This window comes from Georgenia soli (assembly GCF_002563695.1).
Taxonomy (GTDB): domain Bacteria; phylum Actinomycetota; class Actinomycetes; order Actinomycetales; family Actinomycetaceae; genus Georgenia; species Georgenia soli.
Window position 1 is genome coordinate 2,623,813 of sequence record NZ_PDJI01000004.1, and the last position, 13,768, is coordinate 2,637,580.

The window sequence follows — 13,768 nt, forward strand, 5'->3', positions numbered from 1 at the left end:
GTCGTGGCAGGCTGGACCGGTGGACACCTTCGGATCGCTGCAGGACCTGGACTTCCCCGTCGGCGTGGTGGTGAGCGACGCGGACGGCGTCCTCGACACCTACGGCGACACCACGACATCGTTCGCCTGGGCGTCGGTGACGAAGCTGCTCTCGGCCACGGCCACGCTGGTCGCCGTCGAGCGGGGCATGCTCAGCCTGGACGACGCGGCCGGCCCCGAGGGCTCCACCGTGCGCCACCTGCTCGCGCACGCGTCCGGCGTGCCGTTCGACTCCGGCGCCACGCTGTCCGCGCCCGGCCGGCGCCGGATCTACTCCAACCTCGGCATCGAGCTGCTCGCCGAGCACGTCGCCGAGGCGGTCGGGAGGGACTTCGACGTCTGGGTCGAGGAGACGGTGATCCACCCGCTCGGCATGTCGACCGTGCTGATGGAAGGCTCCCCGGCGGCCGGGGCCACGGGGTCGGTCGAGGACCTCGGCGCGCTCGGCCGGGAGCTTCTGCGTCCCACCCTGCTCGGCCCCGAGCTGTTCGCAGAGGCCACGAACGTCGTCTTCCCCGGCCTGTCCGGCGTGCTCCCCGGCTTCGGCCGCCAGGAGAACAACGACTGGGGGCTCGGGTTCGAGATCCGGGACCACAAGTCGCCGCACTGGACGGGGGCGAGCTCCTCCCCGCGCACCTTCGGGCACTTCGGTCAGCGCGGCAGCTTCCTGTGGGTGGACCCGGACGCCGGGCTCGCCACCGCGTTCCTGGGCGCGAAGCCGTTCGGGGAGTGGGCGGCCCAGGTGTGGCCGAGGCTGACCGACGACGTCCTCGCCGCGCACGCCCGCCCCTGACCCGCCCCAGCGCGCGAGACGTCAACTCCTCCCCGAGTGGTCATTTCCTCCGCGAGCTCGTCGGGCGAGATGTCAACTCCTCCGCACCGCTCGCGTACATCCTGCTCCGCGGTGCTGGTGGTCCGCGCCGGTGGCAGAGCACTCAGTGCCTGTCTTGTGCGTACCGGTGAAGGCGCTTGCGCAGCGTGTCTCCGGTGCGCGGCAGGACGGCGCGCGGTCCTTTGCCGACGGTGTTGGCTCGCACGGCAGCGGTCAGGACGGCCCCGACCCAGTGGATCGAGGACGCCTCTCCGTCGTCGTGGACCCGCTGCACGTAGGGAAGCTTGTCGTTCGGGTGGGGCGGTCGGGTCAGCACGGAGGGGTCGACGATGTCGATCCGTCCGCCGGCGATCCGGGTGAACGTCTCGGCGACGTAGCGTGCGGCACCCTGGACGAACGGCGTGTCGAAGTCCGCCTCCAGCTCCGGCCGATCTGGGTACGCCTCGAGGAGAACTGCCTCGAGGCGGTGGAGGGACTCCTCCGTGTAGTCGAGACGCAGGTTGCCGGCTGCGGCGTCGGTGGTGAACGCATCGAGCCTGGCCTGGTGGTCCGCGAGGTACTCGCGCAGGGCGGGGTTGGTGGCCGTCGGATCGTCCACGCCCATGGCTTGCCAGCCGGACGACCTCCGCAGCGGACCGGCGTCTCCGAAGCTCGCGAGGACGGCCGTGACGAGGTCACGGAAGTAGTGGCCGGTACGAGCCGCTGCAGCGCCGGTGAGGGTGGCGTACATGTCGACGGTCCCGCCCTGGAGGTAGCCCGTGGGGGCGTCGACGCGGACGAACGGCAGGCCCGCCCCGGGTCCGCCGCTCTCCCACAGCTCTTCCCACTCCCACTCGCCGCCGCAGGTGCGCAGCAGAGTCTCACCGACGTAACGGAGCACGTCGAGGAAGAACGCCCGATTTCCGCCGTCGTCTAGGTCTTCCGGGGCCTGGACGCGACCGAGGAACAACGCCTCGACCGCTCCGAGGGACTCAGGCGTGTACGGCTGCGCCCCGAGTGTTGGTGCGATCTCACTGACGAATGACGTGAGCCGGTCCTGGTAGGTCTCGTCGAAGGTCCAGAAGTGGCGCTCGGCCCCCTCGCGAGGTGGCCTGCGCCTGACCGAGACCACCTCGACGACCTCGTCGTTCTCAGACACTGCCGATGAACCTCCATGTGCATTGGCCTCGCCCCGGCCGGACCGGCTTCGGGCGTCGTTCTTGCTGCGCGAGTCGTTCGACGTCGACGGGTCCGGCGCACCCGAGCTCGGGCATGAGGGATCTCTCGTGCTGCTCACAGTGCGTCGGTGTCGGAGTCCGCTCAGCACGGTACCCGTGGCCGCATGGCGAGTGCGAGCGGCGTCGTGGACGTCGCGAGGCATTTGGCACAGTGTGTCGTGTGCGCCAAGACCGGACCCGAGACGACATCGTCAATGGCCAGACGACGCAGGGACACTCAGAACGGCGGACTCGGCGGCTGAGTCGACGCCGCCAACGCGGGAGCAACCGGGTCGCCGCAGCGGTCGGCGCGTTCGGGGCGGTGCTGTACGTGCTCAGCCTTCCGATGTTCATGGTCGCCGCGATCTGGTGGGGGCTGTCCCGGGCGTGGGAAGGGACGCCGGACGGCGAAGGAGTGTTGGCCGGGTTCGCGCTGGCCTTCCACCTCGTCGGCGGCACGATCGCATCGCTCACCGGTGAGATGGACGGCTGAGCGCATTTGACCCCGTTCCTAGAGTTGCCGTGTGCGAAGAACGAGTCTTGCTGCCGGATGCCTCCTCGGTGCTGTCGCTGTCGTCGTGGCCGGATGCAGCGCCGACGGCGCGGAGGACCCCCTGCCGATCGTGACCGACGATCCCGAGGGACTGCTCACCGTCGCGGCGTCACCGGCGCTCAGGGACGCGCTCGAGACGATCGACCGGATGTGGACGGCGGAGGGCAACCGCCCGCTGCGGGTCGACTTCGGTCCCGCGGACATGAACCGCGGGAACCACCTGGCGGCAGCGATGCCCGCTGCGATGCCGGAGCCAATCGCCTCCGACGTGGTGCTCACCGAGAACCCGAGGACGGTCGACTCCGCGGACGCGCCGTTGTGGACGGATCACGGCGTTGTCGCCACCACCGAGCTCGTGCTGGTCGTGCCCAGCGACCACCCGCTCGGCGATACCGGGCACGAGCTGGGCGAGAACCCGGACAAGGCGGAGCAGGTTCTGCCCGAGCTGTTCCAGGGGCGCGTCGCCCTGTGCGGGTCGTACTGCGGTGAGTTGGCCGACGAGTGGATCAGCACCGCGGAGTCGGTCGACTCGAGCAGGATCACCCTCCTGCCCGCCTGCGAGGACGATGTCGCCGACCACCGCGGTCGCGTGCAGGCCAAGGACTTCGCCGACCTCCCGCCGAGCTCGGGCCAGCGCGCTGTCCTTGCGGTCGCCGACGGCGAGGAGGCTGCCGCCTTCGTCGATTTCCTGCGCGAGGGTCCGGGGGCAGACGTGCTTGCCGAGCTCGGGTTCGAGGTGCGGTAGCGCCATCGCGTGGCGCGGCGGCCTGCGGCACCGTGCGAGGCTACGGCGGCGGCCTCTGTCCGGGGACAATGGAGCGTTGAGCGACGGCTCAGCGCTCAGCAGCGGGACCTGCCCTGAGGGTGCCGCGGCCGTCGCCGCGTGGCAGTTTCGTCGTCGTAGGAGATGGAGGTCATGTGCACGTCGCCGACGTCGCCCGGGCGCTGGACCTGCTCGGGGTCTTCGCCTTCGCCGTCAACGGTGCTTTCACCGCGGTGGCGAAGACCAGGGTCGACATCGTCGGCATCCTTGCGCTGGGCGTCATCACCGCCCTTGGCGGGGGCATCATCCGGGATCTGTGCATCGGGGCCGTGCCCCCCGCGGCCTTCACCGACCCGTACTACCTCACCCTCGCCGCCGGGGGCGCCCTCATCGCCTTCTTCGTCAGCGGGGTCCCGCGGCTGCTCCACCACTCCATCCTCGTGCTCGACGCCGTCGGCCTGAGCGTGTTCGCCGTGTCGGGCGCGCAGAAGGCCCTCGCGTTCGGGCTCGATCCCGCACCGGCCATCCTCCTCGGCGCCGTCACGGCCGTGGGCGGCGGAACGATCCGCGATGTGATCATCCGCGAGATCCCTTCCGTCATGACCAGCGGCCTGTACGCCATCCCGGCACTTGTCGGTGCCGCCATCACCGTGGCGGCGGCACAGATCGCGATCCCGGGGGTCTCCGGTGCGGTGGCCGGCGCCGCGGTGTGCTTCCTGATCCGCATGCTCGGCCTGCGGTTCAAGATTGACGCACCGACCTCCCTCCGCCGCCGCCGCGAGCGGCGCGACTGACCGGCCTCACCGCGGCCGGCCGGACAGGCGGCAGCACCGCTTCAACCGGGACGAGCTGGATGCCGGGGACGGCGGGAGAGACCGACTCGCCGAACGCCGTACGGCAATGATTCAGATGGTCGGCGCGGGAGGACCACCAGAACCCGCCGTGACATCTCGGCGAGTTCGTGACGTCTCGGCGAGTTCGTGACGACTCGCGAGGGGGGATCAGCGGGTGTGGAGCGTGCCCTCGACGAGGCTGCCCGCCATGTTGCGGCCGGTGACGTCCAGGGCCACGCAGCGGGCGTAGGTGACGCCCTGGTCCCAGGCGGCAGCGTCCGGGACCACCGTGGCGACGGCGAGGTCCGAGACGTCCACGCCCGGCGGGATCAGCTCGTTCGCCGCGTCCACGCACACCGCCTCCGACGCCCGGGCCACGGCGTCCTCGCCCGGGTACGGACCGTCCCCCAGGTCCGCCTGGCTGTAGACCTCGGCCTGGTGCCACTCGGCGCAGTCGATGAGCGTGACCACGGGCTCCCCGCCGGTGACCTCGAGCGCGCACTCGCCGACCGTCATGGAGCCGATCGGCACCTGGCTGCCGCTGCCCGCACCCTCCGGGCGCTGGTCCGGGGAGACGGTCGACAGCGACGCCGCCGTGGCCGCGAGGATGAACAGCGTGAGCATCAGGGTTGACAGCGCACCGACGATCATCGCCGCGATGCCGTAGCCGGCCGGGCCGTTGCCGCGGCGCGCCTGGAGGTAGGAGATGATCCCGAGGGCCACGCCCAGCGGGCCGAGCAGCACGCCGACCGCGACGCCGGCGATCCCCACGGCGCGCCCGGCCGTGGTGGATGCGGGGCGCGGCGGCGGGGTGTTGTGCGGTTGCCACGAGCTGAAGGACTGCCCGTAGGGGCGCGGAGCCGGCGCCGCCTGGTCGTGCCCCGGGCCCGGCCCGCCGGGAGCCGTGCCCCACGCTGACGTCATGCCGGCAACCCTACCGACGCCCGGGCAGAGGTCGCCGGTGGGCCGACGACGCGGATCAGTTGACGAGGTCGGTGCTCACCGGCGTCGGCCACTCCAGCAGGCACACCACGGGCGCCGTGCCGGACGTCGGCACGAGCGTGACGACGTCGACCGTCTCGCCGCGCGTGTCCGTCGCGGCGGCGGCCTCCTCGCACAGCTCCCGACCCTCGTCCTGGGCGTCCTCGGGACGCTCGGGGGTCCGCTCCAGAGCGCCGACGTGGACCACCTGCGCCGTGTGCGGCTCCGCGCACGGCACCAGGCTGACCCGGCCCACCTCGCCGTGCGCCGGGAGGTTGCGCACGCAGTTGCCCACCCGCAGGTGCGCCGACGCCATGCCCCGCGGGTCGGGCACGTCGCCGTCGACCCCCGGTCCCTGCAGCAGGCTCACGCCGGCCGCGACACCCACCCCCGTCCACGCCAGCCCCAGCACGAGGCCTGTGACGGCGAGCGCGCGGCCCGGGCGGCGGCCCCGCCCGGTGCGCCGGACGCCTAGGACGCCGAGCGCGGCGGCCACCGGACCGGTCGGCAGGACGCCGGTGACGAGCGCCGCCACGGACACCGGGTCCGTACGGTCGACCTCACGGCTGCCCGCGGACCGGTTCCCGGCGGGCCCGCCTGGCACGGTGCCGCCGGGGGCGGGCGGCCGGCCGTGCCCCTGCGTCCCGCCCCACGAGGCCGACGGCGCAGGCCGCCGCTCCGACGGGGCGGCCCAGGGGGAGTCCGGCGGCGGAGCGTCGCTCATGAGCTCTCCAGGTCCACGATGACGGGCACGTGGTCGGAGGCGCCCTTGCCCTTGCGCTCGTTCCGGTCGATCTCCGCGCCGACCACCCGCGCGGCCAGCGCCGGGGACGCCTGCACGAAGTCGATGCGCATGCCCTCGTTCCGGGGGAAGCGCAGCCGCTGGTAGTCCCAGTACGTGTACTGGTCGACGTGCGGGCGCGTGACCTCCGTGAACCCCACGTCCGCGAACGCCCGGAACGCCTCGCGCTCGGCAGGGGAGACGTGCGTGGCGCCCTCGAAGAGGGACACGTCCCACACGTCCTCGTCGCGCGGGGCGATGTTCCAGTCGCCGACGAGCGCGATCTGCGCGTCCGGGTCGCCCTCGAGCCACCCGGCGGCGGCCCCGCGCAGCGCGGACAGCCACTGCAGCTTGTACTCGTAGTGCGGGTCGTGCAGCACCCGCCCGTTCGGCACGTACAGGCTCCACACCCGCACGCCGTCACACGTCACGCCCAGGGCCCGCGCCTCCGCGCCGGGCGGGTCGGCCCAGGTGGGCATGCCGGTGAAGGCCGTCTCGACGTCGGAGATCCCCACCCGCGAGGCGACCGCGACGCCGTTCCACTGGTTGAACCCGTGGTGCACCACGTCATAGCCGGCCGCCTGGAACGCCAGGTGGGGGAACTGGTCCTCCCGGCACTTGGTCTCCTGCATGGCCAGCACGTCGGTGCCCGACCGCTCGAGGAACGCCACCACCCGGTCGACCCGCGTCCGGATGGAGTTCACGTTCCACGTCGCCAGCCTCATGGACGAGAACGCTACCGGCCCCCACCCATACGCTGGCCGCATGGGAACAGCCCTCGTCACCGGTGCGACCTCCGGGATCGGACTCGAGATCGCCTGGCAGCTCGCCGCGGCGCGCCACCACCTCGTGCTCGTCGCCCGCACGGCGGACCGCCTCGAGAAGATCGCCCACCAGATCCGCTCGGCGGCCGGCGTGGAGGTCGAGGTGCTGCCCGCGGACCTGGCGACGGCGGAGGGACGGGAGGTCGTCGCAGCCCGCCTGCGGGGCGGCGGGCGGCCCGTCGGACTGCTGGTCAACAACGCCGGCTTCGGGCTGGGGCAGCACCTCGTGGGCGGCGACCTCGCACGCGAGGAGCGGGCGCTGGAGGTCATGGTTCGTTCCGTCCTCGTGCTCTCCAAGGTGGCCGCCGAGGCGATGGTGGCCCGCGGCCGCGGCGCCGTCCTCAACGTCTCGTCGATGTCCGCGTTCACCACGATGGGCACCTACGCGGCGCACAAGGCGTGGGTGGTGACCTTCACCGAGGCGCTCGCGGGCGAGCTGGAGGGCACCGGTGTCACGGCCACGGTGCTGTGCCCCGGGCTGGTGCGCACCGAGTTCCACGCCAGCGCGGGCCTCGACGCCACGGCCTGGCCCGACGCCGCCTGGGTGAGCGTGGAGAAGGTGGCCGCCGACGCCCTGCGGGCCGTGCGCCGCGGGAAGGTCCTCGTCACGCCGTCGCTGCGCTACGCCGCCGCGGGCGCGGTGCTGCGCCTCGCCCCACGCTCGCTGGTGCGCCGGATGGCCGGGCCCGCCACGAGCGGCCGGGCGATCACCTGACGGGCAGGTCGGCGGCGGGGCCGGGCGCGCGCCTGAGGTGCCGGCCGCCCGCCGTTAGGCTGGCGGCCGTGAACACCCCCAACGACACCCCACGGGCCCGGCTGGCCGAGCTGGTCCGCGAGCTCGCCGTCGTGCGCGGCGAGGTCACCCTGGCCTCCGGCCTGACGTCGGACTTCTACGTCGACATGCGCCGCGCCACCCTGCACCACGCGGCCGCCCCGCTCATCGGGCACGTCATGCTCGACATGCTCGAGGAGGCGGGCTTCGGCCCGGACGAGATCGACGCCGTCGGTGGGCTGACGATGGGCGCGGACCCGGTGGCGACGGCGATCCTGCACGCCGCCGCCTCCCGCGGGCTGGACCTGGACGCGTTCGTGGTTCGCAAGGAGGCCAAGTCCCACGGCATGCAGCGCCGGATCGAGGGCCCCGACGTCGCCGGACGCCGCGTCGTCGTCCTCGAGGACACCTCCACCACCGGCGGCAGCCCGCTCACGGCGATCGAGGCGCTGCGCGAGGCCGGGGCCGAGGTCGCGGCCGTCGCCGTCGTCGTCGACCGGGACACCGGCGCCCGCGAGCGGATCAGCGAGACGGGCGTGCCCTACCTCGCGGCGCTCGGGCTGTCCGACCTCGGCCTGGGCTGACCGCCCGACCTCGGCCTGGGCTGACCGCCCGACCTCGGGCCCGGGCTGACCGCCCGGCTCAGCCCGAGACGTCGCGCCGCTCGAACGTCACGGCCGCCACCACGCCGAGCACCACCACGGTGGCCAGGGCCACCACGACGCCGGAGCCGGAGAGCCCGTTGCGCAGAGGGTCGTGCGCGGCGTACTGGTAGAACGGCGAGAACCGCTGCACGGGCTCCAGCCACGAGACCATCGGGGCGAGCCCGTTGACGACGTAGGCGACCACTGCGAGGACCGCCGCGACACCCTTGGCGAGCCCCGGGCGCCCCGTGGCGGCACCGACCGCGAGGGCCACGGCACCGAAGACGAGTCCCAGCAGCACCAGGTGGACCAGCGCAGCGAGCAGGTTCCCCGCCGGGACCGTGACGTCGAAGAGCGGCCCGATCGCCAGGAAGGCCGCACCGGCCACGACCCCGAGGCCGATCGTGCCGAGCACCATCGCGCCGAGCTTGTCGGCGACGACCCGACGGCGGGAGACCGGCTGGGTGAGCAGCAGGTCGAGCGTGTGCCGCTCCTCCTCGCCGGCGACGGCGGCGGCCCCGGCCGTGATCGTGAAGAGCAGGAAGACGATCGGGCCCATGAACGCGAAGAGCTCGATCTGGACGTAGCCGACCGGCGTCGACATGTCCGCCCCCGCCATGGCGAAGAGGTTGCGCATCGCCTCCGGCATCTGGTCGAGGAAGTCCCCGATCGAGGGCTGGCCCTGGATGGACGGCCAGAAGGACAGGTACATGAGCTCGAGCAGGACGAGGCTGACCGCGAACGCCAGCAGCGCCCGCCGCTCGTCGTAGAGGGTCTTGGTGAGGACGTCACGCAGCACGGCCCGCTCCCTCCCTCCGCGGGGACGCCGGACCGCCCTGCCGGTCGTCCCGTGCGGCGCCGTAGTAGGCGAGGAACGTCTCCTCCAGCCCCGCCTCGGCGCACTCGAAGTCGACGACGCCGTACCTGGCGACCGTCTTGAGCAGCCCGTCCAGGGCGATCTGCGGGGCGCTGCACGTCAGCCGTGCGCCCTCGGCGGCGACGTCGTGCACGCCCGGGACGGACGTGAGCGCGGCGGCCGGCACGGAGTGGTCGAACGTGACCCGGACGTGGTGCAGCGCCTTGGCACGCATCTCCGCGAGGCTCTCGACGGCGATGAGCTCGCCGGCGCGCAGGACGCCGACGCGGTCCGCCACCTCCTCGACCTCGCCGAGCACGTGCGAGCTCAGCAGCACGGAACCTCCGGCGGCGACGTGCTGGCGCAGCAGGTCGTGGAACGTGTTCTGGGCCAGCGGGTCGAGGCCGGACGTCGGCTCGTCGAGGACGAGCAGCTCGGGCCCGGACATGAGCCCGAGCAGGATCGCCAGCTTCTGCCGGTTCCCCTTGGACAGCTCGCGGGTACGCCGGTCCAGCTCGACCCCCAGACGGCCCGCCAGGTCCCGCGCCTGGCCGGCGGAACCGCGCAGGTGGGTGAGCAGCTCGACGTGCTGACGCCCGGTGAGCCGGTCGTACAGGGCCGTCTCGCCCGAGACGTAGCCGACCCGGCGGTGCAGCGCGACGGCGCCGCGCCACGGGTCCTCGCCCAGCACCTCCGCCTTCCCGGCGGTCGGTCGCAGAAGGCCCATCAGGATGCGCAGCGTCGTCGTCTTCCCCGCCCCGTTGGGGCCCAGGAACCCGAACACCTCACCGCGCCGGACCTCCAGGTCCACGTCGCGCAGGGCGACGGTGCGGCCGTAGTGCTTGGTCAGCCCGCTCGTCCGGATGACGGCGTCACCGCTCATGTCACGAGCGTCCGCCCGCCGGGGCCCGGGCGGGAAGGGACCGAAGGCCCTGTCGGTGACCGCTCCCGCGGTGAGGTGGGCCCGCCGCCCGCGTGGGCGGCGGCAGTCAGACGAGGTCGACCAGGTCCGCGATCGAGGCCCGGACCTCGCTGGGACGGAACGGGTACTTCTCGACCTCGGCCTCCGTCGTCGAGCCCGTGAGCACCAGGTAGGTCCGCAGCCCCGCCTCCATCCCGGCGAGGATGTCGGTGTCCATCCGGTCCCCGACCATCGCGGTGTTCTCGGAGTGGGCGTTGATGCGGTTGAGCGCCGCCCGGATCATCACCGGGTTCGGCTTGCCGATGAAGTACGGGTTGCGGCCGGTCGCCTTGGTGATCATGGCGGCGACGGCGCCGGTCGCCGGGAGCGGGCCCTCGCTGGAGGGGCCGGTCGGGTCCGGGTTGGTGGCGATGAAGCGCGCGCCGTCCCGGATGAGGCGGATCGCGCGGGTGATCGCGGAGAAGGAGTACGTGCGGGTCTCCCCGAGGATGACGTAGTCCGGGTCCGTGTCGGTGAGGATGTACCCCCGCTCGTGCAGCGCCGTCGTCAGGCCGGCCTCGCCGATCACGTAGGCGCTCCCGCCGGGCATCTGCTGGGAGACGAACGTGGCGGTCGCGAGCGCGGAGGTCCAGATGCGCTCCTCCGGGACCGTGAAGCCGGAGGTCGCCATGCGCGCGGAGAGATCCCTCGGGGTGTAGATCGAGTTGTTGGTCAGCACGAGGTAGGGACGGTCGAGCTCGGTCAGCCGCGCGATGAAGTCCGCGGCACCGGGCAGGGCGATCCCCTCGTGGACGAGAACTCCGTCCATGTCTGTCAGCCAGTTCTCGATCTCGCCGCTCATCGCACCTCCCGCCGTGGGCCCGGGCGTGACGCCGGGGCCTCTCACGGCCCGACCTTACCCAGCCGGCCGGCGCGGGCACGGCGCCGTCGTCCCGATGCCGAGTCCGATTCGCCCCCGCCGGATGCCGCGGGCGCGCTACCTTTCACCGGACTGCCGAGGGAGGAAATGTCATGAGCGTTGCGGGAGCGCCCGATCCGACGACGGAGCCGACGTCCGGGTACGGCGCGTACGTCCCCGGCCGGAGCGGTCGGCCTGCCCATGAGCAGAGCCCGCCCGCAGCGCCCGGGGCCCACACGGGGTGGCAGACCCCGGCGGCCGACCGAGCGGCCCCGTACGCTCCGACTCCGTACACGCCGTCTGCTCCGTACGCTCCGACTCCTCCGTACACGCCGTCTGCCCCGTACGGGCACTCCGCGGCGTACGCCCCTGCCGCCTCTTTCGCGGGTGCGTCTCGCGCTCCGCACCTGCCTCAGCTGCGCCGCGGGCCGGACGGCGCGGCGGTCATGCGGCCCAGCCGCGCACAGATCCGGCGTTCGATCGGCGCGATCGCGCCCGTGGTCGTCGGCGCGGTCGTCCTCACCGCCGTCCGACGCGGCACGGAGCCGGCCCTGCTGCTCGCCGGGGCCACGGTGGTGCTCGTCGCCCTCTACGTGGTCCTGGAGCTGCGCCGGTCGCGGATCGTCGTGACACCGCTCGGCCTCGAACGCGTCCGCATCCTCGGCAGGACCACGTTCCCCCTCGCGGACGTCGGGCAGGTCCTGCTCTTCCCGTTCCGGGCCGAGCGCGGGGCCGACCGCAGCACCTACCTCACCGCGCTGGTGCGCGACCGGTCGGGCCGCAAGCTCCTCACGGTCCGCTCCGACGTCTGGGACCCGGAGGAGATCCGTGCGCTCGCCGGCTCGCTCGGTGTCGCCCCGACGCAGCTCGAGAAGGTCTTCACCCCGCGTGAGCTCGAGGCCGCCTTCCCCGGCACCGTCCCGTACATCCAGCGCAACCCGATGGTCGTCGCCATCCTCGTCACGGTCGTGATCGTCGTCGCCGTCGCCGCCGGCGTGGTGCTCGCCAACCAGTGACGGGCGGGCGGGCCCGTACCGTGCACCCGTGAGTGTTGAGAACCCCGACGACGCCGGGACGGTCGGCGTCGGCCCGTGGCCGGGCGGACCCGACGCCTGGCCGGACGACCCCCGGTACGACCCGGAGCTGCTGCGCGAGGGCGACAGGCGCAACGTCGTCGACCGCTACCGGTACTGGAGCGTCGAGGCGATCGTCGCGGACATCGACACCCGCAGGCACCCCCTGCACGTGGCGATCGAGAACTTCTCACGGGACATGAACATCGGCTCGGTGGTCCGTACGGCGAACGCCTTCGCCGTCGCGGAGGTGCACATCGTCGGCAGGCGCCGCTGGAACCGCCGGGGAGCGATGGTCACCGACAGGTACCAGCACCTGCGCCACCACGCAGACGTCTGCGACCTGCTCGCTTGGGCCGCCGGGCGCGGCCTGCCGGTCATCGGCGTCGACAACGTCCCGGGCTCGGAGCCGATCGAGGGGCGGGCGCTGCCCCGCGAGGCGGTGATGGTGTTCGGCTCGGAGTCCGTCGGCCTGTCGGCCGAGGCCCGCGCGGGCTGCGAGGCGATCCTGCACATCAGCCAGCACGGGTCGACCCGGTCGATCAACGCGGGCGCTGCGGCCGCGGTCGCCATGCACGCCTGGATGCTCCAGCACGCCCGGCCGACCGGCTACGACGGGACCCCGCTGTGAGCGGCGCGGAACGGGGGCGTGAGGGGCCTCACCCGGGACGCCTGGCTTAGGTAACGGCCCCGCAGAGGTGGAATGATCGGGCCGTACCGATTCGCCGAGCACAGGAGACCCACGTGCCCATCGCAACTCCCGAGTCCTACGCCGAGATGATCGACCGCGCGAAGGCCGGCCGCTTCGCGTACCCCGCCATCAACGTCACCTCCTCCCAGACGGTGACCGCGGCGCTGCGCGGCTTCGCCGAGGCCGAGAGCGACGGCATCCTCCAGGTCTCCGTCGGCGGTGGCGAGTACGCCTCCGGCGCCACCGTGAAGGATCGCGTCGCCGGCACCCGGGCGCTCGCCGCGTACGCCAAGGAGGTCGCGAACGGCTACGGCATCACCGTGGCGCTCCACACCGACCACTGCACCAAGGAGAACCTCGACTCGTGGGTGCGGCCGCTGCTCGCCCTCGAGGCCGAGGAGGTCGCCAACGGTCAGCTCCCGACCTTCCAGTCGCACATGTTCGACGGTTCCACCGTCCCGCTGGAGGAGAACCTCGTCATCGCCGAGGAGCTCCTCGAGCTCTCCCAGAAGGCGCGCACGATCCTCGAGATCGAGATCGGCGTCGTCGGCGGCGAGGAGGACGGCCACGAGGCCGAGATCAACGAGAAGCTCTACACCACCCCCGAGGACGGCCTGGCAACCGTGCGCGCGCTCGGCACCGGCGAGAAGGGGCGCTACCTCACCGCGCTGACCTTCGGCAACGTCCACGGCGTGTACAAGCCCGGCGCCGTGAAGCTGCGCCCGGAGCTGCTCGGCCAGATCCAGGAGGTCGTCGGCAAGGAGGTCGGCAAGGAGAAGCCGTTCGACCTCGTCTTCCACGGCGGCTCCGGCTCCAGCGCCGAGGAGATCGCCACCGCGGTGGACAACGGTGTCATCAAGATGAACATCGACACCGACACGCAGTACGCCTTCACCCGCCCCGTCGTGGAGCACATGTTCAAGAACTACGACGGCGTCCTGAAGATCGACGGCGAGGTCGGCAACAAGAAGATGTACGACCCGCGCGCCTGGGGCAAGCTCGCCGAGGCCGGCATGGCCCAGCGCATCGTCGAGGCGTGCCAGCAGCTGCGCTCGGCCGGCACGAAGATGGCCTGAGCCGCATCCCGGCGACGACGGGCCCGGCATCCGA

General features: G+C 72.7%; 16 protein-coding genes. 9 read left to right on the forward strand and 7 right to left on the reverse strand.

Features of this window, described 5'->3' with window-relative positions:
* The first annotated feature begins 19 nt into the window (after positions 1-19).
* A complete protein-coding gene (locus ATJ97_RS13175; protein WP_098484139.1) occupies positions 20-832 on the forward strand; it encodes a serine hydrolase domain-containing protein in 813 nt (270 codons plus the stop codon).
* 142 nt (positions 833-974) lie between these two features.
* Here the strand turns inward: ATJ97_RS13175 and ATJ97_RS13180 are convergent, their stop codons facing one another.
* A complete protein-coding gene (locus ATJ97_RS13180) occupies positions 975-2,009 on the reverse strand; it encodes a hypothetical protein (RefSeq protein ID WP_098484140.1) in 1,035 nt (344 codons plus the stop codon).
* Positions 2,010-2,248: 239 nt separating this feature from the next.
* Here ATJ97_RS13180 and ATJ97_RS19525 point away from each other — a divergent pair, with 239 nt between their 5' ends.
* From ATJ97_RS19525 to ATJ97_RS13190, 3 genes are all read left to right on the forward strand, one after another.
* Positions 2,249-2,560 (forward strand): hypothetical protein, encoded by a 312-nt coding sequence (locus ATJ97_RS19525; protein ID WP_143427025.1) that lies wholly within the window; start codon positions 2,249-2,251, stop codon positions 2,558-2,560.
* Between the two features lie 31 nt (positions 2,561-2,591).
* Complete coding sequence (locus ATJ97_RS13185; protein ID WP_143427026.1) at positions 2,592-3,365, forward strand: type 2 periplasmic-binding domain-containing protein; 774 nt, start codon at positions 2,592-2,594, stop codon at positions 3,363-3,365.
* A 173-nt stretch (positions 3,366-3,538) separates the two neighbouring features.
* Positions 3,539-4,177, forward strand: a complete 639-nt coding sequence (locus tag ATJ97_RS13190; RefSeq protein WP_098484142.1) for a trimeric intracellular cation channel family protein — start codon at positions 3,539-3,541, stop codon at positions 4,175-4,177.
* A 207-nt stretch (positions 4,178-4,384) separates the two neighbouring features.
* On the opposite strand, the gene ATJ97_RS13195 is transcribed toward ATJ97_RS13190, so the two are convergent.
* Genes ATJ97_RS13195 through ATJ97_RS13205 form a run of 3 tightly spaced genes read right to left on the reverse strand, consistent with a single transcriptional unit; the run spans position 4,385 to position 6,703 of the window.
* Complete coding sequence (locus ATJ97_RS13195; RefSeq protein WP_098484143.1) at positions 4,385-5,140, reverse strand: DUF4190 domain-containing protein; 756 nt, start codon at positions 5,138-5,140, stop codon at positions 4,385-4,387.
* 55 nt (positions 5,141-5,195) lie between these two features.
* The gene (locus tag ATJ97_RS13200; protein ID WP_098484144.1) at positions 5,196-5,921 is read right to left on the reverse strand and encodes a hypothetical protein; all 726 of its coding nucleotides are present in this window, start codon (positions 5,919-5,921) and stop codon (positions 5,196-5,198) included.
* On the reverse strand, positions 5,918-6,703 hold the full coding sequence (locus ATJ97_RS13205) for an exodeoxyribonuclease III (protein WP_098484145.1): 786 nt from the start codon (positions 6,701-6,703) through the stop codon (positions 5,918-5,920). The genes ATJ97_RS13200 and ATJ97_RS13205 overlap by 4 nt, the downstream gene beginning before the upstream one ends.
* A 40-nt stretch (positions 6,704-6,743) precedes the next feature.
* On the opposite strand from ATJ97_RS13205, the gene ATJ97_RS13210 reads away from it, so the two are divergent.
* On the forward strand, positions 6,744-7,517 hold the full coding sequence (locus tag ATJ97_RS13210) for an SDR family NAD(P)-dependent oxidoreductase (protein WP_098484146.1): 774 nt from the start codon (positions 6,744-6,746) through the stop codon (positions 7,515-7,517).
* A gap of 68 nt (positions 7,518-7,585) precedes the next feature.
* Positions 7,586-8,158, forward strand: a complete 573-nt coding sequence (pyrE, locus tag ATJ97_RS13215) for an orotate phosphoribosyltransferase (protein ID WP_098484147.1) — start codon at positions 7,586-7,588, stop codon at positions 8,156-8,158.
* Positions 8,159-8,216: 58 nt separating this feature from the next.
* Here pyrE and ATJ97_RS13220 read toward each other — a convergent pair whose 3' ends face one another.
* From ATJ97_RS13220 to ATJ97_RS13230, 3 genes are all read right to left on the reverse strand, one after another.
* Complete coding sequence (locus tag ATJ97_RS13220) at positions 8,217-9,017, reverse strand: ABC transporter permease subunit (protein ID WP_098484148.1); 801 nt, start codon at positions 9,015-9,017, stop codon at positions 8,217-8,219.
* Positions 9,007-9,957: an ABC transporter ATP-binding protein gene (locus ATJ97_RS13225; protein ID WP_098484149.1), complete on the reverse strand. Its 951-nt coding sequence runs from the start codon at positions 9,955-9,957 to the stop codon at positions 9,007-9,009. Before ATJ97_RS13225 ends, ATJ97_RS13220 begins: the two co-directional genes overlap by 11 nt.
* A 106-nt stretch (positions 9,958-10,063) precedes the next feature.
* Positions 10,064-10,837, reverse strand: a complete 774-nt coding sequence (locus tag ATJ97_RS13230) for an HAD-IIA family hydrolase (protein ID WP_098484150.1) — start codon at positions 10,835-10,837, stop codon at positions 10,064-10,066.
* Positions 10,838-11,340: 503 nt separating this feature from the next.
* Between ATJ97_RS13230 and ATJ97_RS13235 the strand changes: the two genes are divergently transcribed.
* The 3 genes from ATJ97_RS13235 to fbaA all read left to right on the forward strand — a co-directional run bounded on the left by ATJ97_RS13235 (position 11,341) and on the right by fbaA (position 13,734).
* The gene (locus tag ATJ97_RS13235; protein ID WP_098484151.1) at positions 11,341-11,910 is read left to right on the forward strand and encodes a hypothetical protein; all 570 of its coding nucleotides are present in this window, start codon (positions 11,341-11,343) and stop codon (positions 11,908-11,910) included.
* Between the two features lie 28 nt (positions 11,911-11,938).
* Complete coding sequence (locus ATJ97_RS13240; protein WP_098484152.1) at positions 11,939-12,598, forward strand: TrmH family RNA methyltransferase; 660 nt, start codon at positions 11,939-11,941, stop codon at positions 12,596-12,598.
* Between the two features lie 113 nt (positions 12,599-12,711).
* The gene (fbaA, locus tag ATJ97_RS13245; protein ID WP_098484153.1) at positions 12,712-13,734 is read left to right on the forward strand and encodes a class II fructose-bisphosphate aldolase; all 1,023 of its coding nucleotides are present in this window, start codon (positions 12,712-12,714) and stop codon (positions 13,732-13,734) included.
* Positions 13,735-13,768: the final 34 nt, after the last annotated feature.